This window comes from Rickettsia koreansis (assembly GCF_046532895.1).
GTDB lineage: Bacteria > Pseudomonadota > Alphaproteobacteria > Rickettsiales > Rickettsiaceae > Rickettsia > Rickettsia rickettsii.
This window is the reverse complement of record NZ_WHLZ01000001.1, coordinates 381,205-400,999: the sequence shown is the minus strand read 5'-3', so window position 1 is coordinate 400,999 and position 19,795 is coordinate 381,205. Positions and strand designations below refer to the sequence as shown.

Genomic DNA, 19,795 nt, shown 5'->3' with positions numbered 1-19,795 from the left:
GTGAGTGTGGCAATCTCAGGAAGTTGGACGAGATTGCCACGTCGCTTCGCTCCTCGTAATGACGTTAAAATAAAAACTATTAACAAATGAATGAAATTTTTTGTAGTACGTTACCTATTTTTTTAATTACGCTGCTTGGTAGTATTATCAAAAATAAATGGTTAACTTCAGAAGAATTTTGGCGTGGTATTGAGAAATTATCGTATTTTGTACTATTTCCTGCCATGTTGTTTAGTTACGTATCTACTGCCGATTTAAGCATTGCGCCCATAATTAAATTAGTAGTGGCGCTTATTATATCCACTATTCTTGTATCAATCGGTCTTATAATTTACCAAAAAAAATACAACATAGATAAAGTCCAATTTACTTCCATTTTTCAAGGATCGATTCGTTATAATAGCTACATTTTTTTTGGGGTAAGTAGCCCCTTGCTTGGTTCTAGCGGGCTTTCAATCGTTGCCATTATTTCTTCTTATATGATTATTTTTACCAATATTTTATCGGTAATGATTTTCGCTTATTATATCCCTAATAAATCCGTTACTAATACTATTAGCACTAGTTTTGTTTTAATGATGAAATTAATTGTGCGTAATCCGTTAATTATCGCAAGTTTAGTAGGATTCGTTTTTAATTACTCAAATCTTGAATTACATTTAGGGCTTAAGAAAACGTTAGATAGCCTTTCTAATGCTGCTTTAGCTATCGGTATGTTAAATGTTGGGGCAGGGCTTAATTTTACTATTAGACAAGAGCTTTTACATAATGTAATGTTTACAAGCTTTGTTAAATTAGTTGCATTTCCTCTAGTTAGTGTAGTAGTACTATGGTTAATGTCTATTGACGGATTAGATAGATCGGTAGGAATATTATATAGCTGCCTTCCATGTGCGAGTACGGCTTATGTTTTATCTCGTCAACTTGACGGTGATCCTGATTCTATGGCGTCGATTATAACATTTACTACTTTTTTCTCGGTAGTTACTATATCAATTATTATGTATATAATGGGTTGAATTTACCACGTCATTGCGAGCGACTGCAAGGAGCGTGGCAATCTCAGGAATGTTGCCTGAGATTGCTTCGTCGATGCCTAGTGCGTATGTTCGCAATGACGAAAAACCAGAACAAACAAATAAAACAGGAATTTCTAAAATGGATGAAATGAATAAAATAAATTATGCTGAGGCCCTTGAATATCATGAAAAAGATAAGCCTGGTAAGATCGCTATTTCTGCAACAAAGTCTTTAGTTACTCAGCAAGATTTATCACTTGCTTATTCCCCAGGGGTTGCGGCTCCTTGCCTTGAAATTGCTAAGAATTTAGAGGATGTATATAAATATACTGCTCGCGGTAATTTAGTTGCCGTAATCTCTAACGGTACTGCCGTACTTGGGCTTGGTAATTTAGGAGCTGCCGCTTCAAAACCGGTGATGGAAGGTAAAGCGGTACTATTCAAAAAATTTGCTGATATTGATGCAATTGACTTGGAAGTGAATACGGAAGACCCTGAAGAATTTATTAATGCCGTGAAGTATCTCAGTTATAGTTTTGGTGGTATTAATCTTGAAGATATTAAAGCTCCAGAATGTTTTATTATAGAAGAAAAATTAAAATCTTTAATGGATATACCAGTCTTTCATGACGATCAGCATGGAACAGCGATTATTACCGCCGCAGGGCTAATAAATGCTGCGTATCTTACTAATCGCAAGCTTGAAGATTTAAAAATCGTAGTTAACGGAGCAGGTGCAGCAGCTATTGCTTGCATTGATTTATTAATTGCTCTTGGAGCCGATAAATCAAAGATTATTGTATGTGATACTAAAGGCGTTGTTTACAAAGGACGCCTAGAAGGTATGAATAAATGGAAAGAGCTATATGCAAGTGATACCAAGTTTAGAACTTTAGCGGAAAGCTTAGATAACGCTGATGTATTTATAGGGTTATCGGTAAAAGGGGCAGTAACTAAAGATATGGTGAGTAGAATGACAAGTAATCCGATTGTTTTTGCTATGGCTAACCCTGATCCGGAAATTACTCCGGAAGATATAAAACTTGTGCGCGATGATGCGATTATAGCAACAGGGCGATCTGATTATAATAATCAGATTAATAATGTTATGGGATTTCCTTATATTTTTAGAGGAGCATTAGATGTAAGAGCTAAGACTATTAATACGGAAATGAAAATAGCTGCGGCAAAAGCCATTGCAGATTTAGCCCGTAGACCTGTACCGGAAGAGGTGTATAAAGCTTACTCAGGGCGTAAGATGGTTTTTGGTAAGGAATATATCATTCCTGTACCGTTTGATCCTCGTTTAATTACCGTAGTAGCAGCAGCGGTTGCCGTTGCTGCAATAGAAAGCGGCGTTGCTAGGGTTAAAGATTTTAGTATAGGTAAATATAAGAAAGAATTAGGTAGCAGATTAAATCCTACTGCTAACTATATGAATTTCTTAGCTGAAAAAATTCATAATGCACCGCTTAAACGGATTGTTTTTGCTGAAGGTGAAGAAGAAGAAGTAATTTCTGCCGCTCTTATGATGCGAGACAAGAAATACGGTCATCCGATTATAATTGGTCGTGTTGAACGAATTGAGGCTATATTAAAAAAGATAGGTCAAGATATTAGCTTAGACGGAATTCAAATAATGAATGCGGCCTTAAGCGATAGTTTAGAGCAATATACTGATTATTTATATAAAAGACTTCAGAGAAAAGGTTATTTATACCGTGATTGTGCAAAGCTTGTTAAAACTGATAAGAATATTTTCGCTGCTTGTATGTTAGCATGCGGTGACGGTGATGCTCTGCTAACCGGTGTTACGAAAAGTTATATCGATAGTTTAGAAGATATCATGAAAGTCATTTCACCAAAAACTAATCGTAGCATCCTTGGCTATTCAATTATGATTGCTAAAGATAATAATATTATTATTGCTGATAATTGTATTACAGAATATCCAAACAGCTGGGAACTTGCACAAATAGCAACCCAAACTGCAGAAATTGCTAAAAATATGGGAATCACGCCTCGTGTTGCACTTCTTTCTTTTTCAACATTCGGTAATTCTTCTAAGGCAAAAACAGCTTGTATTCGTGAAGCAGTAAATATACTAGATAATTTTAGCAAAGACAAAAAAGAGCTGAGCGGCATGGAGGTAGATTTTGAATATGACGGAGAGATGTCGGTTAAAGTGGCTTTAGATGGTGATTTACGTAAATTATATAAATTTTGTAGATTATCAGGATCTGCAAATGTATTAATTATGCCTGGTTTAAATTCAGCTGCTATTTCTACTGAGTTGTTACAAGAATTTTCGTCAAACAGCTTTATAGGTCCTATAACAAACGGTTTTGAAAAACCCGTTCAAATACTTCAAGCTACAGCAACAGCTAATGAAATACTAAAAATAGCAACTTTTGCTTGCGTTGAAGCTATAAAAGAGGTTTAATTACTATATCTTTAAAATCAATTAACTTGTGAGAGGTAAAATGGCGTCGATTACAGAACTTCATAAAAATATACAAGAAATTACAAAAGGTTTACGAAAACATGATCCTCAAATACCTGATACCAGTAAAAAACCGTTAGCTTCTAGAGAAAATTTTGACGATCTAATACATTCTGATTTAGGACAGCCTGTACGAAATAAACCGCTTTCTTTTGATGAAGAGTTAAAGAAAAAAGTTCAAAGCAGACAAGTACAGGATTCTTTCGAGCAGCAAACAAAGAGTACAGAAGAAAAAATAGATAATCATGCAAAACGTATAGAAGAATTAAAGCAAAAACAGAAAGAACTAGAAGAGAGGAAAAAGGGGCTTGAAGAAAAAACAGCTAATTCTAATATTACTAGAGAAGAAAGATGGAAAATCGCTGCAGAATTAGAAGCTATTAATAATCAATTTAAGGCTATAGAAAAAGAACATAATACTATTAATAGTGCTTCCGATAGAGAACAAAAGTTTGATAATAAAAATAAATATTTAACTTCTACAAAAAGAGAGCCGACAGCTGCAGATTTACAGCAACAAGGAGCATTAGCAGCTATAAAACGTATGAAAGAAGAGAAGATAAAGCAGCAGCAAGCAGAAGCTGTTAATCAATCTTCAAAAAATACTCCAACTATGCCTAGCGGTACTATACCGATGCCGCCTCTAATGCCTGGAAGCGGTATTCCTATTCCCCCATCGCCTCCGCCACCACCTATATCAATTCCAAAAACTATAAAAAAAGAGGCAAAGGATGTTGGTAAACAAATGCCTCAAGGAGGAGATAAGCATAAAGAAGAACTAACAAAAGCTATGAAAGCACGAAGAGAAAAAATAGAAAAGCAAAACTTAGGAAGAGGAATGTAATTATTATAGTATCATAATGGCTCTTTTTTCAAATTTTATCATAAAATGAGCTGTTAGTCTCTATGAAGATTTCTAAGAAGATTTAATTTTGGTTATTTTTTGCTGCAAATTATAAGGTTTCTTTGAAATAGGAGTAGAAAATCTTATTAATTTTCGCTAAAAAATACCTCAAAATAGCAAATCAATTAGAAATCTTCATAGAGACTAGCGAATTAGAACGATTTTACAATTTAATTGCAGTTTAGCCCAAATTTTATCTGCAGTATATATAGGATAGCCTGTAATGAATCCTAGGCTAATGCAAGCTCTGTCACCAAGAGATAAGCCAAATTGTTCTGTTTCTTTCTTTAAGCGTCCAATTTCTATAGCTTGATCAAAATCTAAGGCTACAATTTTATTTATTGAAGCTGAGATCATTTCTTTACTTTGAATAAAAGATATGTTCAATTTTTTATCTAGTTCAGCTACTACTTCTGCTATATTTACTGTAGACATAATAGATAACGGTAATAATTCTTCGACCTTGTCACTACCAGTTTCTACGTTAAATAATGCAAGTAAAGCAGATGAATCTAAAATATATTTATTCATTATTAAATTCCTTTCTTCTTGATTCAATTAAAGAGTCAACTAATGATATGTTATCTTTATTTCTAGATTTTACTAATGCTTGAAATTCTTTAATTTTATTTTTTAGAGGAATCAATGTTAATTCTTTATCAAGTATTAGCATTAACTGATCTCCTGAAGCAAGATGTAATTGATCACGAATTTTTGCAGGAATATTTATTCTGCCATTTTCAGATATAGTAACTTTATATTCTAAGTGCATATTTTTAAACAGTTAAGAATTGAATATATACCAAATATAAAATATTATAATTAAAACTACAATAGTAAAATAAATATAAAAGATTTCTATATTGAAATTATGTTGTAGTTGTTCCTATTTCAAAAAAATCTTATAATTTGTAGACACCAAGAGTAAAAATAGATTAAATTAATTTTCTTTCACACAGCCTAAATAGTTGGTATCATATGATGTTGCCACAAAAAGAAAATATTATATGTCTAATTCAGCTTTTTTAGTTGCATTTTTTACAACGATTATCCGTTATTATGATTATGCTCTATTCGGTTTATCGGCTAGTATTCTTGCACAAAATTTCTTACCTAATATAGAGCAGGATAAACAACTACTTGGTTTTTTTGCTATTCTTAGTGCAGCTGTTATAGTACGACCTTTAGGGTCCTTAATTTTTGGATTTATCGGAGATAAATACGGGCGTACTAAATCTATCAAGATATCAATGTGCATGAGTAGCATTTCTACCGGATTAATTGCTATTACTCCTTCCTTTGAGATAATAGGTATTTTTGCTACGGTAATACTAACATTATGTCGAATGGTTTTTTTAGCAAGCCTTGCCGGAGAAGTTGACGGAATAAAGGTTTATGTAGCTGAAAAAACAGGAGATAATCAGAAAAATTTAAATATAGGAATAGTTTCATGCTGTAGCCAAATAGGTGCATTACTTGCGGCTATAGCTTATTATTACGCTAGTAATTCCGATATCCAATATTTATGGCGTTTTAATTTCTTTATTGGTGCAATATTTGGTTTATTTGCTATTTTGATGAGAAATTTTTTTAAAGAAAGTAGCGAATTTTTAAGAACGTCATCAAAAAGTACCTTGCGGCAAATTATATGGAATAATAAACTATCCGTTATAATAGCATTACTAATAAACGGTGCTATTGGAGGAGTGTATCACTTTTTAGTAATTTTCTTAGGAGTTTTTTTAACAAAAATAGCTTTTATAAATCATCCTGAAATAAGATTTATGAATATAGCTCTTACTACTACCTATGGAATATCAGCTGTTTTTGCAGGGCTGTTTGCCGATAAAATAAACCCTTTAAGACAGATTACATGGGCTTTATTTGTCAGCATTATTGTTGCTTTAGGAATGCAAATAATGTTATACAAACAAATATTTAATATTCTTTGTCCCGTTATATTAATAGGACTTGCAGCATTTTATGCAGTACCGCTACAAATTATTGTTCAATCCTTATTTAAGACTAATGTTAAAATGAGGCTTTATAGTCTATCACATTCTTTTGGAGGTATTATTCTATCCTCAACTACTCCTTTCTTTAGTATGTTGTTATGGAAAACTTTTAAGTCACTATCTCTCACTTTAAGCTTTTTCATATTTTTGCTTATAATATTAATGAGTACAGTGTTGGTTTTACGCAGGATGTCATCCTCACAACAGTAAAGCCTTGTTGTATGGCTCGAAAAACCTACTCAATGTCATCTCCGCGAAGGCGGGGCTCTAGAAAAATAACTTCAATCTTGATACAGAGTTTACATATTTGACAAAATAAACACATAAAAAACAAGTTTTTTATGTGTTTTACTGGAGTCCCGCCTCCGCGGGAACGACATAAACGAGCCATGCAACAAGACCCAAAAACAAGAATAACATCAATTGCCTTAGATATTTCTTTCGTATTTACTGCAACCTGTAGGTTTTATGTTAGGACTACTTGAAGATTTGGAGCTTTGCTGTGCTTGTGTCCCAATTTGCTTCGCTTCTTTTGCTAAGTTTTCAAATTTGTCTTTTAAGTTTTTTGTATTGCTTTTTAGCTTTAAATAAATCGTGAGTTATTTCGTTAATATTCAATTTTTCAGGTGTTGGATGATATATAGGCTCTTTAGATTGAGTATGTTTAGAATGTTCTATTGCAAATTTTGTACGAGGTTTTATTAGTTCATTCTCTTTTCCTATACCTTTCTGTTTTTCTTCCTCCCATTTATCCCATCCCGCCGGTGATGTCCAGTATCTTGTTGTTTTATTATCAAAGCCTTTTTCAATTGGTACTATTCTCTTTAATTTCTTTACCTCGATTTTCAAACTCAAAATTTTTCTGAGGAGTTATATAGTCAGATTGAGTATTTTCATGTTGTTTTTCTACAGTCTGTTTCTTTTCTTCTGTCCAGTATTTTTTGATTTTGCTGTCAGAGTCTGCTTCAAATTTTGCTATTCTATCTTTTATACCAGTAACTGCTCCTGTAGATATTTTAGGTTGATCTTGGGGTGATTGCTTAATATGTTTCGGAGATGTATTTTTAGATAATTCATAAGTCAAAGATTCTAAATTAGATAAATTCTTTTGAACTTTTTCTATATTGGAATTTAAATATTCTATTTCGGGTCCTTTATTTCTATTATATTTTTTAATGTGGTATTAATTTCTACAAAAGATTCTTTAATCTCTTTATTAAATTTATCATCATTATTACTTATCTTACTACAATTAGTAGAAATTTTTTGAAGTTTATCTAATATATCATTAATTCTCTCATCTTGTTAAGAAATCGATACCATACTTGCTAAAAATTCACTTCTTCCTAAATTTCTATTAACATTATTTCAATATAGAGGTATGGTAGAGGTATAATCTTGTGGAAATTTATCGATCTCTTCTTTAAACCTTTTTAAGAACTTTATTGTATCATCGAATATAGGATGAGTATTCCAGGAAAGGCACTATTTGGGGCAGGAGGCAGCATTCCGGTGTCATCCCACTCTAAATCAGTATCAGTAGTTAGCCTTCCAGTATCATCCTGCTCTAAAGCGATATTATCGCTTCTACGCTCCTCACGAGGATCAGTTAGCTTATAGTAATTTTTATTTAGTAAACGAGGAACACGTGAATTGTTGCTCTTTTCATATTCCTTAATTTCTTCAAATATACCTAGTGTCTTATAAATATTATCTACTTCTTCTTGAGTAAGTCTTTCATTGCTTACTTCTTTTTGTTGGATAGATTTTTGTAGTTCTTGTGTTGCCGTTAACGTATCTTTTGCTGTATTTGAATTTGATAAAATTTTCGCTTGTGCTAAATCAAGAGCTTCAATTAAATTAGTAGAGCTGCTTTTTCCAAATGTGGTAGATAATTCTTCTTGACTTGAGCCTATTCCTGAATCAATAGAAGAAGATCTAGAAACGGTATTAGATTTAGGATTAATATTTGCCTGTTGTACATAAGATTTGCCGGTATCTATTAATATTTTATCAGTGAATTGTGCTAGTTCATTGAATGAATTTTTTAGTTTTGCAAAAAGTTCTGTTGAGTAATGTACTATTGCCGGTGATAACTTAGGTATAGAATCTTCAGGTATAGTTTCTAAAGAAGGAGAATATTTACCTGTTTCTTTTTGTAGTACTGATTCATTTTGCTTGATTAAATGTGATATATTTTTAAATTTATTTGCTAATTCTTCAGATAATATATCAATCTTGTTATTGTTATTACTTCCGGCATATAAGACTAGAGCCTCCTTTATATTTGGCGAGATATTATCTTAACAACATCTTATATTGTAAATCTAATTCGCTTGAATTATTAGTATTACGGAAGTAATTTTTATTTACTGATATACTTTTGCTGAGTATATTTTTAGAAGCTTCTATAAGTTCTTTTGCCCCTGTCTCTTCTTTATTTTTTAACTTCTCAAATAAATTTTGTACACCATCTGAAAAATCCCTGGCATTATCAAGGGATAAAAATTTTTCATTTCATCTAATTTTTCTCTAGACTCTTTTATTTTTTGTAATCTCTCTCTTAATTCTTGAAATTTATCCCATTCATGTTTTTCAAGAAAAAATCCCTCTATTTTTGTATTTTTAGTATTAGGGCTTTCTCCGCGACTCAGGATTTTATTTCTAGCTGCCTGTAATCTAGATGGTTGATGAGAGTTGATATTATTAATCAAACCTAAAATTTCTTTTGATATCTTATTAAATTCTTCATTATTAGTTGGATTTTTGATTGTTTCTTGAACTGCTTCCCTTAACTTGATTATTTCTTCTTTAAGGCTAAGTTCTACTTTTTGTTGACCGTGTGTTATAGTTTGTTCGTTTTTTTGTGAGGTAAGTACTTTTTTATCTTGCTGTATATTTAAGCTCTTTTCCCCTACTTTCTGAACAACTTCTTCCATCAATTGCCATAGATTAATATTGCCCTTTATTTCTAGTTCTTGCTCATTAGTGATCGGTAATGAATTACTTAGTCTTAATAATGCTGAAAAATCTGAAGGGGATATTAGGATATCAAGTTGAGCCTTTACTAGCACCCTGTATATTTTTATCATTTGCTACTTTGAAGTTAGCTTGTTGCTGAGCAACATACGATCCCGGCGTTCTAGGGTCTATTTTGTTTATTAGAGCTTCTATAAAATTAGTTGTACGTGTTATAGCTAGTTTATCTGTTTCTAAAATACTAATTTAAATTTAGCCGGTCTAATTCATTCTTATGTTTCATAATTTCCCTCTATTAATAAAAATAAACCAAAATGTAATACCATTTATGTTCAATTAACAATACTAATAATTAGTATTAATTCAATATTTTAAATCTTGTTGCATTTGTGCTTCAATAATATAATTTTATCATTTATTTTATCGTCTCAATGAGTTTTTTAACTTCCTCGACTGATTTATCAAATAGTGCTTTTTCCTCTGCGGTTAACTGCAGTTCTATTACTTTTAAAACACCTTCTTTACCGATCATAATAGGCACTCCGACATATAAATCATGTACGCCGTACTCACCTTGTAAATGAGCGGCACAAGTTAGAATCTGACGTTTATCTTTTAAATATGACTCAAGCATTTCTATTGCTGAGGCTGCGGGAGCATAATAAGCAGAACCTGTTTTAAGTAATGCAACAATCTCACCGCCGCCGTTTCTAGTACGATCGATTATTTTTTCAATATTTTCATTACTTGATAAGCCCATTTTTATCAAGTCAGGTATCGGCACGCTTGATATTGTAGAATATCTTGCAAGAGGTACCATAGCATCGCCGTGACCGCCGAGAACCGTGCTATTAACATTGCTAACTGATACTTTAAACTCTTCAGCAAGAAAAAGATTAAATCTTGATGAGTCAAGTACTCCTGCCATACCGATTACTTTATTGTGAGGCAATCCGCTTTCTTTAAGCATGACATATACCATAACATCAAGTGGATTGGTAATGACTATTACAAAGGCATCAGGAGCGTATTTTTTAACATTTGCTGCAACCGTTTTCATAATACCGGTGTTAATGCTAATTAAATCGTCTCTACTCATCCCTGGTTTTCTTGGTAAACCGGCAGTAATAATTATGGCATCAGATCCTTCAATATCTTTATAGTCGTTTGTGCCTTTTATTTTGATATCAGACCCGGCTATTGTACCGGCTTGCATGAGATCCAATGCTTTTCCTTGCGGTACTCCTTCAGTCACATCAAATAACACGATATCGCCGAGTTCTCTAAGGCTAATTAAGTGAGCAAGTGTACCACCTATGTTACCGCTACCTATTAATGAGATTTTTGGATTTTGTTTCATTACTCCCTCTACAAATATTAAATATGCCTATTACTATATTACAAATAGATTCAAGAAAAAAGAATTTTTAAATTATATTGTTAATTGGTTAATTCATAAAAATTAACCATTCACATTGACTTTATTAAAATAGATTATATATAATTAATGCCGAGTCAAAAATACCATGAAACATGGAATTTTAGTAAAATAACTAAAAAAATAATTATGCCTAAAATTTCTAAGTTAGTAAATATTTTTAAATCTTGTATAGGAAAGGGGAGTAATGCAAAAGAATGTAAAATCGCTCCAGAAATGTTTCATGATTTACGCATTAGTATTAACAATAGTCTTAGTAGTAAAACAGTAAAGATATTAGTTTTGATACGGTAGATAGACCAGAAAACAAAAGTACCCTACATTATGTAACTGACTTAGCAGACCTTAAAGAGTTACTGCAAAAAGGTATTGATCTTAATATACAAGATGAGAATGGTGATACTGCTTTAGAGATTACAGGTAATTTTAAAAAAGCCAAAATGTTACTTGAATATGGTGCTACGGTGAATGACTATAAACAGATGGGTGAAGTATTACATTACTGTGGTCGTAACTCAGTAGAAAACAAAATTATTCTTTCACTATTAATGCATAACAATACTAATTTTACAAAAGCAAATTTAGTAAGACAATGTAAAGAACCATATGAAGGAGGCAGAGTGGTTAATAAAACAAATTGAAAAAATAGAGGGCTTAATATATCAAAGTAAAGAAGTAGAGACGTTAAGAGTATATGTTGACAGATTACAGAGCTTAAAAAATAAATATGAAAAAGCAAAGGATAGTAGCCAAGCTGTTTTAAAAATAATATTAGATTATATTAAAAATCAATAGAGTGATGGTTTAAAAGCTCAACTTGTTATTATTGTCAAAATCTAGGGTTAATCGAAGATTATTCGGAAGTAGATCAAGAAAATGCAGTATATAAGTGCTTGGATGAGGCTTTTGATTTGCTTGATCAAGGATTAATAGGAGAGGATATTCAAAATACAGTAGTTTGATTCATAGCATCAAGCAATTTTTGAAAAGCACTGGTCATTCCTGTTCAGCATTGTATGTATGGATCGTTTTATGTCATTCCCGCGTAGGCGGAAATCTAGTAAAACCTATAAAAAATTTGTTTTTTTAGGTTTATTTTTTTAGTAAAGAACTTCTCTATATCGATATTTGAAGTTATTATGCTAGACCCCGTTTTCGGGCCTTGTTGAGTGGATCAGTTTTCCCGATTTCATCCCGTGACTTGATCGCGGTATCCAGTTAAAAATACTAAAATTATTAGTATTTTTTATTGTTTTTATGGATCCCGTGGTCAAGCCACGGGATGACACAGGGGATTTTACCGGTCTACGCAACAATGTTGAGCTAGGAATGACATCGTACGCATTTTCTGAGTCATGAAACAACGCCTACGTAGCTCATGAAGATTAGGTATCAACGCAAGCAAGCCTTCGCAGGCATGGATATCCTTATCAACGTTGTATCATCTTATTATAATATTTCGATAAAACTTTCACGCCATATAGCCATAATAGACATACGATAATAAAACTAAACATCAATAAACCGGCTATGTCGTTATGTATGGCGTTCGGGAAAATACTAAAGGATATGAATTGAATAATAGCACCTATTGATTTACCGATTTTAGCACCCATAACATCAACTGCAGCTTTACCTTTGGTCTTCATTTCACTATCGAGTGGAATATATACCATTTCTTTAGTAGCATCAAAAAGTGAATATTTTACGGATTTAGAAAGTACATGCCAAAGTCCGCCGATAAAAACTATAACGACCAGCGGCGCACTATAGCCGAGAGTATTTACGATATTTCCTAGGTGATTTTCAAAAACCGTGAATGAAAAGAACATAAAACCTGCTCCAAACATCACAATCGGTGTTATAATAGCTCCCCAAAACCAGCCGCATATTCTAATTAAACTACTGCCTAAAAACGCACTAACTAACGTGAGTATTCCCGTCCAAAAAAACACTTTACCGTGATAGGCCATAAAATCCTTTGTCGCGGGATAGAGTTGCTTTACTTTGGACATCCATAATCCTTCTATTAGGCTAATACTCATAGAATAAGACATTACAAGAAGACAAATAAAACCGAGATATCTAGAAGTTAATATTACTTTTGCACTTTCGACCAAGTTTAATTTTAATATATCCGTTCTTTGGTTTTTAAATTTAATATTTTTGTCAGTTTCTACGACTGATTTATCAATAAGTTTATGAAGAGCTAGACAAATTAATCCGGATATTAAAATAACCGTAATAAATGATTTTAAAAGAATTTCATTTGTATCGTTGAGATGAGAAAATAAAGGTAATAAGAAATGCTCACTCTTAGCAAAATAAATAATTACGGTTCCTGAGATGAGTAAATTAGTTTGTCCGAATAAAGTAAAAAATGAGTAAAATCTTGGTGCTTCTTCGACTTTAGTAATTTTATTTGCAAGCTGCCAATATAAAAGAGTAAAGACTATAACCGGCCATAACTCTCCCATAATATAAAATAATACCAAACTCCACTGTCCCCAAATTATTAAAAACCATTTTAAGTGAGGAAGAACAGTGATATAGTGCTTAATTAATTCGGGATCGGGATGAAAAAACCCTCTGTACGGAAATAAAATAAAACCAAAAATTGCGAAGAAAAATAAAAAAATACCAGTAATTATCCTAAAAACTTGCTCTGTTGTCATAATATTACAGAGTTTAGAATAAAAAATAACAAATAAAATGCCCATCGGCATTTCGCCCCAAAGTTTGATAAAACTCAATACTTCTGAGCTAATTAAGGTAACAACAAAACTATCTTTAATACTACGAACTAAGTTTTGATTAAGTAGAATAAAAAACATTAGTAAAGCCATCGGGATGAACTTGGTTAATTCATACGATCTAATCGGCCATACTATATGCCTAAATTTACTGTTTCTGGCTTTATTCCAAATTGTGAAATTAGAATTCACGCTATCCATTGATTTACTATGAGCTTATTTTTTTAGTACCAGATAGTTTTTAAAAATGTTATGTTTTTGCAAGGCTTAGAGCTTTATAGGTCATTCCCGCATATGCGGGAATGACCTAAAACGCTTTTCAGAAACTGTCCGGCTATATTATTTTTTATGCACCCTAGACTATAATAAAAACTATGTCAAGATTTTTTAACATAGTCTCATATATTATTGTTAATTACATTTGTTATACTCAATCGCTGCTTTAATAAACTGAATAAATAACGGATGAGCTTCAAAAGGTTTAGATTTAAATTCCGGATGAAATTGTACTCCTACGAACCAACGCAGTAGCGGTAGTTCAATTATTTCTACAATCTCTTCATCTTTTGAAAAACCGCTAAATACTATTCCGTGTTTTTCAAAAATATTTTGAAATTCATTATTAAATTTATATTTATGACGATGTCTCTCATTTATTTCAAGGCTTTTATAAGCATTAGCTGCAATGGTACTTGCGACCAAACTACAAGGATAAGAGCCGAGCCTCATAGTATTTTTTACATTTTCAATTGTTATTTTGGAGTCTTCACAGTTTTTATTTATTTTCTCAATAATTTTTGTACCATCTACTTTAAATTCTTCCGTTACTGCATCTTTAATACCGATTAAATTCTGAGCTATTTCGATCGTCGCAAGTTGCATACCGAAACATATTCCAAAAAAAGGTATGTCATTAGTACGGGCATATTTTATTGCTATAATTTTTCCTTTAGTTGCCCGTTCTCCAAATCCGCCTGGTACTAAAATCCCATCTATATCTAATAATTTTTTATTAATATTCTCTTCAGTTAAAGTTTCAGCATTTATCCATACTAAATCAATTTTGTATTTGTAATAAATACCTGCATGATCAAGTGCCTCGATTACTGATTTATAAGCATCTTTTAATTTATGATATTTAGCTATTATAGCGATTCTTACTTTTGAATTAGAATCTTTTATCCTATTAATTATATCATGCCATTTATCTAATTTAGACGGCATTATATTAATATTAAAAAATTTTAATACTTTATTATCAAGACCTGAATTATGATATGCAATCGGTACTAAATATATATTTTTTTGATCTATTGCCGGAATAACATACTCAGATTCTATATTACACAATAAAGCTATTTTATCTATTTCGCCTTTTGAAATGTTACGTTCTGCACGACACACTAGTATATTAGGTAAAATACCTATAGTGCGTAATGCTTTAACTGAGTGTTGGGTAGGTTTTATTTTTAATTCACGGGCGGTTTTAACATAAGGTAATAATGTTAAATGAATAAATAAACAATTTTCGCTTTTTAATTTGTTACCAATTTGCCTTATAGCTTCAAAAAACGGTAGACCTTCAATATCACCGACTGTACCGCCTATTTCACAAATAATAAAATCAAAACCCTTGGTGTTTGAAAGTATAAAATCTTTTATTATATTTGTAACATGCGGGATGACTTGAACAGTAACGCCGGCGTAATTTCCTAAACGTTCATCTTTAAGTAATTTTGAGTATATCGCACCTGTTGTGATGCTATCAAATTTGCATGCGGAAACTCCGGTAAAACGTTCATAATGTCCAAGATCTAGATCGGTTTCTGCTCCGTCATCGGTTACATATACCTCACCATGTTCGTGAGGATTCATAGTTCCCGGGTCAATGTTAAGATAAGGGTCTAGTTTTCGTACACTTACTCTAAAACCTTTCGCTTGCAATAGCATAGCAAGAGATGCTGCCGTTAGACCTTTACCGAGTGATGAAACAACGCCGCCGGTAACAAAAATGAAATGTACCATTATTATAAACCTAGTTTACTAATATTTTCGTAAAATTTTACTGCTTTTTTTAAGTCTTCTTCCGTATCTACGGAAATAGGAACATTCTCAACTAAACATGTACCTATAGTCATGCCGTTTTCAAGGACACGTAATTGTTCTAAACGTTCTGTTTTTTCTAAAAAAGTTGGCTTAAGAGATACAAATTTTTCTAAAGCGTTTTTGCGAAAACCATACATGCCTACATGATATAAAAATTCTTCTGCACCGTTTGGAATAAGACTACGCGAAAAATACAATGCTGTCCCCGCCGAGTCAACTGCTACGGTAACATTACTACTAGCTTTCACTGATTCCCTATCTACTTTTACTATCGGTGTAACAATATCGTATTTGCTGTTTTTTAAATATTCTATAATTTTTAAAATAGAGCTAGGTTCAATGAAAGGCATATCTCCCTGTACATTAACTATGTAATTAATGTTTTGATTATTTGGAATTAATTTAAAAGCTTCATAAGTACGATCAGTACCGGTTGGGATAGCACTATCCGTGAATATTACTGTTCCTCCGACTTTTGTAATAATGCTTGCTATCTCTTCCGAGTCGGTCGCAACATATGTATGCTCAAGGCCCGCTTGATTTACTTGTTTGAATACCCGCTCGATTAAAGTTATAGAGCCGATAAGCTGCAGCGGTTTTTGTTTAAGCCTAGTTGAACTTAGCCTTGAGGGGATAATTATAGCCACGTCCTGATGCCGCATAAACTTTCTAAGTTTAAATTAAAAAAATAATTGTTGACAGATTAGCCTTTTTCGGCGATAAAGTAAAACATAATTTTTGAATATATGCAATATATTTAAGAGCTCGTAGCTCAGTCGGTAGAGCATTTGACTTTTAATCAAAGGGTCCCGGGTTCAAATCCCGGCGAGCTCGCCATATTTCTACACTGTGGGTTTGTAGCTCAGCTGGTTAGAGCACACGCCTGATAAGCGTGAGGTCGGAAGTTCAAGTCTTCTCAAACCCACCATTCAATCGGCTACAACAATAAAATCTGTATTATCATAATTATATCAAGGTGATCATTTATTAATATTGCTAAGTTAGGATGATATTGTCAAGCTAAGGTTTAGATTATGAAAAAATACAACTTTACTGAAAAAGAACAAGAAATACTAGATTATTTTGAACAAGATGAGCTTTTAGGGTTACCTAAAAAAGAACTAGAGAGCCAAAAAAATATAGCTAAAATTGCCGCAGCTAATTTTTTTTAAAAATCGGAAAGAATTAATATTAGATTCCCGTTATACGATTTAAATCATATAAAAAGAATTGCAGCACAAGAAAGAATGTCTTATCAAACTCTTATTGCTAGTGTTTTACACAAATACGCGTCTGGATATTTAAAATTAGATAAACTTAGTTAATCAATACTTTTTTTATATAAATAACATTTTTTCTCAATGAGTCTTTTTAGAGGTAGAAAAAGGTTAGAGGGTAAATTATCAAGAGCAAACCACTACCAGCTTTCTACTTTATGAGCCTCAAGATTCTGTAATTCATGCTCATTTAAACAATGAGCTTTAAAGAAAATCAAGACGTAATGCTTTTGTTCTTTTTCAAAAATATCGTTAGTCACCGCTATCAATTGTGGATTTTCAATGATCAGATTTGTTTCTTCTAAAACTTCACGGATAGCACATTCTTCAAATGTTTCTCCAAATTCTAAATGTCCACCGACAGGAGCATAACTAGACTCACCATGGGAACTAATACGTTTACCTAATAAAATTTCATTCCTATTAAGATTAAAATACCGATACCGATGCGTAGGTGGTTAGTCATATCTAACTATTAACTCTGGATTGACTTATTAATATCGTATGTTAGCTTCTAAAGTAAATAAAAAAATATTGCTTATTTAAATACTGTGAGCTATTTGTAGATTATATTTAATACTTACCTGTAGTTATGAATTCTACCAATCAATTACAAAATAATAGCTTAACTAATTCTTGGCTTAAGCTTGGTGTTTTATCCTTGGGATTTGCGGGTTTATATTCAATTATTTTGGTGGTACTACGTACTCCGCAATTATCAAGCTTTTTCCCAAATCCACATATTTTCAAATCTGCTTTAATTATTCATGTTAATTTATCGGTATTGATTTGGTTATTATCCGTTACGGCTAGTGTTTGGGGGGGTGAAACGTCATTGCGAGGAGAGGCCAAGCCTCGACGCGGCAATCTCATGAAACAATACAAAATTTCTGAGATTGCCACGCTCTCTACGTTCGCTCGCAATGACGTGTTTCGCCTTTACCCCAAACTTGCTTTTCTAGCTACTCTTCTAATCGCCATCTCCCCAATAGCCGGGCATAATCCGGTGATGAATAATTATATACCGATGCTTGAAAATATCGTATTTATTGGGGGGTTAAGCTTATTTGGTGTTACGTTGCTATTGTACGCTATAAATATTTTATATTTCTTCGATTGGACGAACTTAAATAGTTTAGTTAATTTTACCGTATTATCGACTATTATAATGTTTATTTTAAGTTTTGTTTGTTTTGGATGGTCTTATAATGGCTTGCAAAACATCATTCAAATTATTCCAATCGAGATAGAATTTTATTATGAATTACTTTTTTGGAGCGGAGGTCATTTACTGCAATTTATATATACTCAAATATTAATATTTATTTGGGTTAGTTTATTTAGGGAGTTAATAGCTAGAGAATTGAAATTTCAAAAATTCTATCTTTTCTTGCTTTATTTAAATTTTATTTTCGGAATTCTTACACTTTTCGGTCATATATTTTATGATATTATCGATGGAGCCTTCAAAGTATTCTATACAAATCATATGCAATATCTAGGCGGCATTGCTCCTGTTTTATGTTTAATAGGTATGGGGGTTGAGTTGGTGTGGGTATTTGTCATCCCGCGGCTTGACCGCGAGATCCAAACAAAATATCAGAATAATGTTATAGATCTCGCGGTCAAGCCGCGGGATGACACGGTTACAATAAATGACAGAGTAATCAAAACTATCTTACTTTGCTCTATTACTTTATTCTTACTTGGCGGGCTTATAGCAATGAATATCACAGGTATAAATGTAGCAATTCCTGCTCATTATCACGAGTCTATAGTAGGGATTAGCATTGCTTGTATGGGGTTGAGTTATTTAGGTATTGGGAGGTATCAACGTCATTGTGAGCGACTAAAAAGAGCATGGCAATCTCATGAGGTAATACAACAACTCCCTAGATTGCCGCGTCGATACTTCGTGCCTTCTCGTAATGACAATATTATTAATTTTACATTTTACCTCCTAACATTCGGGTAGATTCTGCACATACTAGGTCTAGCATTCGCCGGTGGTTATGGTGTTATGCGGAAAGACCCAAATAGTGTAATGCCGATGTCAGCTAAGCTATTAATGGTAATGATGGGCGGAGGAGGGTTTATTGCTATAGTAGGCGGCTTGATGTTTGTATATATTTGTGTTAAAGTAATGTTTTTTAAAAGTATAAAACTAGCACATGAGTAAACCAACTAGAGAAGAAGCTAAAGAGGCAGTAAGAACGTTACTAAAATTCATTGGTGAAGATCCAAGCAGAGAAGGGTTGCTTAAAACGCCTGATAGAGTAATTAATAGCTACGCAGAAATATTTTCTGGTTATGGAAAGGATGTAGCAGAAATATTAAATACCAAGTTTTATGAAACTTGTAATTTTCAAGATTTTATCTTACTGAATATAAAATTTACCTCTTTCTGTGAACATCATATATTACCTTTTAACGGTACAGTAGATATAGCTTATGTTCCTGATAATTGTATTGTCGGTATAAGTAAGCTAGCACGAATAGTAAATATTTTTGCTAGAAGACTACAAATCCAAGAAAAAATGACGGTACAGATAGCAGAAAGCGTGCAGGAGAATTTAAAGCCGCTTGGCGTTGCCGTTAAGATTTCTGCCGTACATAGCTGTATGTCAATACGTGGTGTAATGCAAGATAATAGCGTTATGAATACCATGCATTATACGGGTATATTTGCCGAACAGCAGAAATATCGTCATGAGTTTTTAAACCTTACTGCTAAAAGGTGATACGTTATTAATGTCATTTCTGCGGAAGCGGGAATCCAGTCATTTTGTCATACCGCGACT

The 19,795-nt window shown here is 32.6% G+C and carries 17 protein-coding genes, 2 tRNA genes and 4 pseudogenes; 12 read left to right on the top strand and 11 right to left on the bottom strand.

Features of this window, described 5'->3' with window-relative positions; translation table 11 throughout:
- Positions 1-86 precede the first annotated feature (86 nt).
- The 3 genes from GCO76_RS02260 to GCO76_RS02250 all read left to right on the top strand — a co-directional run bounded on the left by GCO76_RS02260 (position 87) and on the right by GCO76_RS02250 (position 4,366).
- Entirely contained in the window at positions 87-1,019 is a 933-nt protein-coding gene (locus tag GCO76_RS02260; protein ID WP_010977145.1) for an AEC family transporter, read from the top strand.
- A gap of 139 nt (positions 1,020-1,158) precedes the next feature.
- A complete protein-coding gene (locus tag GCO76_RS02255) occupies positions 1,159-3,462 on the top strand; it encodes an NADP-dependent malic enzyme (RefSeq protein WP_410956456.1) in 2,304 nt (767 codons plus the stop codon).
- A gap of 40 nt (positions 3,463-3,502) precedes the next feature.
- Positions 3,503-4,366, top strand: a complete 864-nt coding sequence (locus GCO76_RS02250; RefSeq protein WP_410956033.1) for a hypothetical protein — start codon at positions 3,503-3,505, stop codon at positions 4,364-4,366.
- Positions 4,367-4,570: 204 nt separating this feature from the next.
- Here the strand turns inward: GCO76_RS02250 and GCO76_RS02245 are convergent, their stop codons facing one another.
- On the bottom strand, positions 4,571-4,957 hold the full coding sequence (locus GCO76_RS02245) for a type II toxin-antitoxin system VapC family toxin (RefSeq protein WP_410956032.1): 387 nt from the start codon (positions 4,955-4,957) through the stop codon (positions 4,571-4,573).
- The gene (locus GCO76_RS02240; RefSeq protein ID WP_010977150.1) at positions 4,950-5,198 is read right to left on the bottom strand and encodes an AbrB/MazE/SpoVT family DNA-binding domain-containing protein; all 249 of its coding nucleotides are present in this window, start codon (positions 5,196-5,198) and stop codon (positions 4,950-4,952) included. The genes GCO76_RS02245 and GCO76_RS02240 overlap by 8 nt, the downstream gene beginning before the upstream one ends.
- A gap of 235 nt (positions 5,199-5,433) precedes the next feature.
- On the opposite strand from GCO76_RS02240, the gene GCO76_RS02235 reads away from it, so the two are divergent.
- Positions 5,434-6,651, top strand: a complete 1,218-nt coding sequence (locus tag GCO76_RS02235; RefSeq protein ID WP_410956031.1) for an MFS transporter — start codon at positions 5,434-5,436, stop codon at positions 6,649-6,651.
- 218 nt (positions 6,652-6,869) lie between these two features.
- Here GCO76_RS02235 and GCO76_RS02230 read toward each other — a convergent pair.
- The 3 pseudogenes from GCO76_RS02230 to GCO76_RS02220 all read right to left on the bottom strand — a co-directional run.
- Positions 6,870-7,059, bottom strand: a pseudogene (locus GCO76_RS02230) (hypothetical protein).
- A gap of 138 nt (positions 7,060-7,197) precedes the next feature.
- A pseudogene (locus tag GCO76_RS02225) lies at positions 7,198-7,525 on the bottom strand (hypothetical protein); the annotation flags it as partial.
- Between the two features lie 27 nt (positions 7,526-7,552).
- A pseudogene (locus GCO76_RS02220) lies at positions 7,553-7,734 on the bottom strand (hypothetical protein); the annotation flags it as partial.
- Between the two features lie 447 nt (positions 7,735-8,181).
- Here GCO76_RS02220 and GCO76_RS02215 point away from each other — a divergent pair.
- A complete protein-coding gene (locus GCO76_RS02215; RefSeq protein WP_014014209.1) occupies positions 8,182-8,346 on the top strand; it encodes a hypothetical protein in 165 nt (54 codons plus the stop codon).
- Positions 8,347-8,885: 539 nt separating this feature from the next.
- Here GCO76_RS02215 and GCO76_RS02210 read toward each other — a convergent pair.
- Positions 8,886-9,533 (bottom strand): hypothetical protein, encoded by a 648-nt coding sequence (locus tag GCO76_RS02210; protein ID WP_410956030.1) that lies wholly within the window; start codon positions 9,531-9,533, stop codon positions 8,886-8,888.
- Positions 9,534-9,835: 302 nt separating this feature from the next.
- Positions 9,836-10,780, bottom strand: coding sequence for a malate dehydrogenase (mdh, locus tag GCO76_RS02205; protein ID WP_410956029.1), 945 nt, complete (start codon positions 10,778-10,780; stop codon positions 9,836-9,838).
- 147 nt (positions 10,781-10,927) lie between these two features.
- Between mdh and GCO76_RS02200 the strand changes: the two genes are divergently transcribed.
- Positions 10,928-11,152 (top strand): hypothetical protein, encoded by a 225-nt coding sequence (locus GCO76_RS02200; RefSeq protein ID WP_410956028.1) that lies wholly within the window; start codon positions 10,928-10,930, stop codon positions 11,150-11,152.
- Positions 11,153-11,464: 312 nt separating this feature from the next.
- The gene (locus tag GCO76_RS02195; protein WP_245207404.1) at positions 11,465-11,653 is read left to right on the top strand and encodes a hypothetical protein; all 189 of its coding nucleotides are present in this window, start codon (positions 11,465-11,467) and stop codon (positions 11,651-11,653) included.
- Positions 11,654-12,288: 635 nt separating this feature from the next.
- Here GCO76_RS02195 and tlc2 read toward each other — a convergent pair.
- The 3 genes from tlc2 to GCO76_RS02180 form a co-directional block, all read right to left on the bottom strand.
- Positions 12,289-13,812 (bottom strand): nucleotide exchange transporter Tlc2, encoded by a 1,524-nt coding sequence (tlc2, locus tag GCO76_RS02190; RefSeq protein ID WP_410956027.1) that lies wholly within the window; start codon positions 13,810-13,812, stop codon positions 12,289-12,291.
- Positions 13,813-14,022: 210 nt separating this feature from the next.
- Positions 14,023-15,636 carry a CTP synthase gene (locus GCO76_RS02185; protein ID WP_410956026.1) on the bottom strand — a complete coding sequence of 538 codons (1,614 nt, stop codon included), beginning with the start codon at positions 15,634-15,636 and terminating at the stop codon, positions 14,023-14,025.
- Positions 15,637-15,638: 2 nt separating this feature from the next.
- The gene (locus GCO76_RS02180; protein WP_410956025.1) at positions 15,639-16,379 is read right to left on the bottom strand and encodes a 3-deoxy-manno-octulosonate cytidylyltransferase; all 741 of its coding nucleotides are present in this window, start codon (positions 16,377-16,379) and stop codon (positions 15,639-15,641) included.
- 99 nt (positions 16,380-16,478) lie between these two features.
- Here GCO76_RS02180 and GCO76_RS02175 point away from each other — a divergent pair.
- The 3 genes from GCO76_RS02175 to GCO76_RS02165 all read left to right on the top strand — a co-directional run bounded on the left by GCO76_RS02175 (position 16,479) and on the right by GCO76_RS02165 (position 16,889).
- Positions 16,479-16,554: transfer RNA gene (locus GCO76_RS02175), tRNA-Lys, on the top strand.
- 14 nt (positions 16,555-16,568) lie between these two features.
- Positions 16,569-16,645: transfer RNA gene (locus GCO76_RS02170), tRNA-Ile, on the top strand.
- 106 nt (positions 16,646-16,751) lie between these two features.
- Positions 16,752-16,889, top strand: coding sequence for a hypothetical protein (locus GCO76_RS02165; protein ID WP_410956024.1), 138 nt, complete (start codon positions 16,752-16,754; stop codon positions 16,887-16,889).
- Positions 16,890-17,134: 245 nt separating this feature from the next.
- On the opposite strand, the gene GCO76_RS02160 is transcribed toward GCO76_RS02165, so the two are convergent.
- A complete protein-coding gene (locus GCO76_RS02160) occupies positions 17,135-17,407 on the bottom strand; it encodes a nucleotide triphosphate diphosphatase NUDT15 (RefSeq protein ID WP_410956455.1) in 273 nt (90 codons plus the stop codon).
- A gap of 179 nt (positions 17,408-17,586) precedes the next feature.
- Between GCO76_RS02160 and GCO76_RS02155 the strand changes: the two are divergent.
- Together GCO76_RS02155 and folE are read left to right on the top strand one after the other, a co-directional pair.
- A pseudogene (locus GCO76_RS02155) lies at positions 17,587-19,173 on the top strand (hypothetical protein).
- A complete protein-coding gene (gene folE / locus GCO76_RS02150; protein ID WP_410956023.1) occupies positions 19,166-19,735 on the top strand; it encodes a GTP cyclohydrolase I FolE in 570 nt (189 codons plus the stop codon). Before GCO76_RS02155 ends, folE begins: the two are co-directional and overlap by 8 nt.
- Positions 19,736-19,795 lie beyond the last annotated feature (60 nt).

Excerpts from the sequence above, each read along its gene's own strand:
- GCO76_RS02260 (WP_010977145.1), top strand. The coding sequence starts at position 87 with ATGAATGAAATTTTTTGTAGTACGTTACCTATTTTTTTAATTACGCTG.
- GCO76_RS02255 (WP_410956456.1), top strand. The coding sequence starts at position 1,159 with ATGGATGAAATGAATAAAATAAATTATGCTGAGGCCCTTGAATATCAT.
- GCO76_RS02250 (WP_410956033.1), top strand. The coding sequence starts at position 3,503 with ATGGCGTCGATTACAGAACTTCATAAAAATATACAAGAAATTACAAAA.
- GCO76_RS02245 (WP_410956032.1), bottom strand. The coding sequence starts at position 4,957 with ATGAATAAATATATTTTAGATTCATCTGCTTTACTTGCATTATTTAAC.
- GCO76_RS02240 (WP_010977150.1), bottom strand. The coding sequence starts at position 5,198 with ATGCACTTAGAATATAAAGTTACTATATCTGAAAATGGCAGAATAAAT.
- GCO76_RS02235 (WP_410956031.1), top strand. The coding sequence starts at position 5,434 with ATGTCTAATTCAGCTTTTTTAGTTGCATTTTTTACAACGATTATCCGT.
- GCO76_RS02210 (WP_410956030.1), bottom strand. The coding sequence starts at position 9,533 with ATGATAAAAATATACAGGGTGCTAGTAAAGGCTCAACTTGATATCCTA.
- mdh (WP_410956029.1), bottom strand. The coding sequence starts at position 10,780 with ATGAAACAAAATCCAAAAATCTCATTAATAGGTAGCGGTAACATAGGT.
- GCO76_RS02200 (WP_410956028.1), top strand. The coding sequence starts at position 10,928 with ATGCCGAGTCAAAAATACCATGAAACATGGAATTTTAGTAAAATAACT.
- GCO76_RS02195 (WP_245207404.1), top strand. The coding sequence starts at position 11,465 with ATGAAGGAGGCAGAGTGGTTAATAAAACAAATTGAAAAAATAGAGGGC.
- tlc2 (WP_410956027.1), bottom strand. The coding sequence starts at position 13,812 with ATGGATAGCGTGAATTCTAATTTCACAATTTGGAATAAAGCCAGAAAC.
- GCO76_RS02185 (WP_410956026.1), bottom strand. The coding sequence starts at position 15,636 with ATGGTACATTTCATTTTTGTTACCGGCGGCGTTGTTTCATCACTCGGT.
- GCO76_RS02180 (WP_410956025.1), bottom strand. The coding sequence starts at position 16,379 with ATGCGGCATCAGGACGTGGCTATAATTATCCCCTCAAGGCTAAGTTCA.
- GCO76_RS02165 (WP_410956024.1), top strand. The coding sequence starts at position 16,752 with ATGAAAAAATACAACTTTACTGAAAAAGAACAAGAAATACTAGATTAT.
- folE (WP_410956023.1), top strand. The coding sequence starts at position 19,166 with ATGAGTAAACCAACTAGAGAAGAAGCTAAAGAGGCAGTAAGAACGTTA.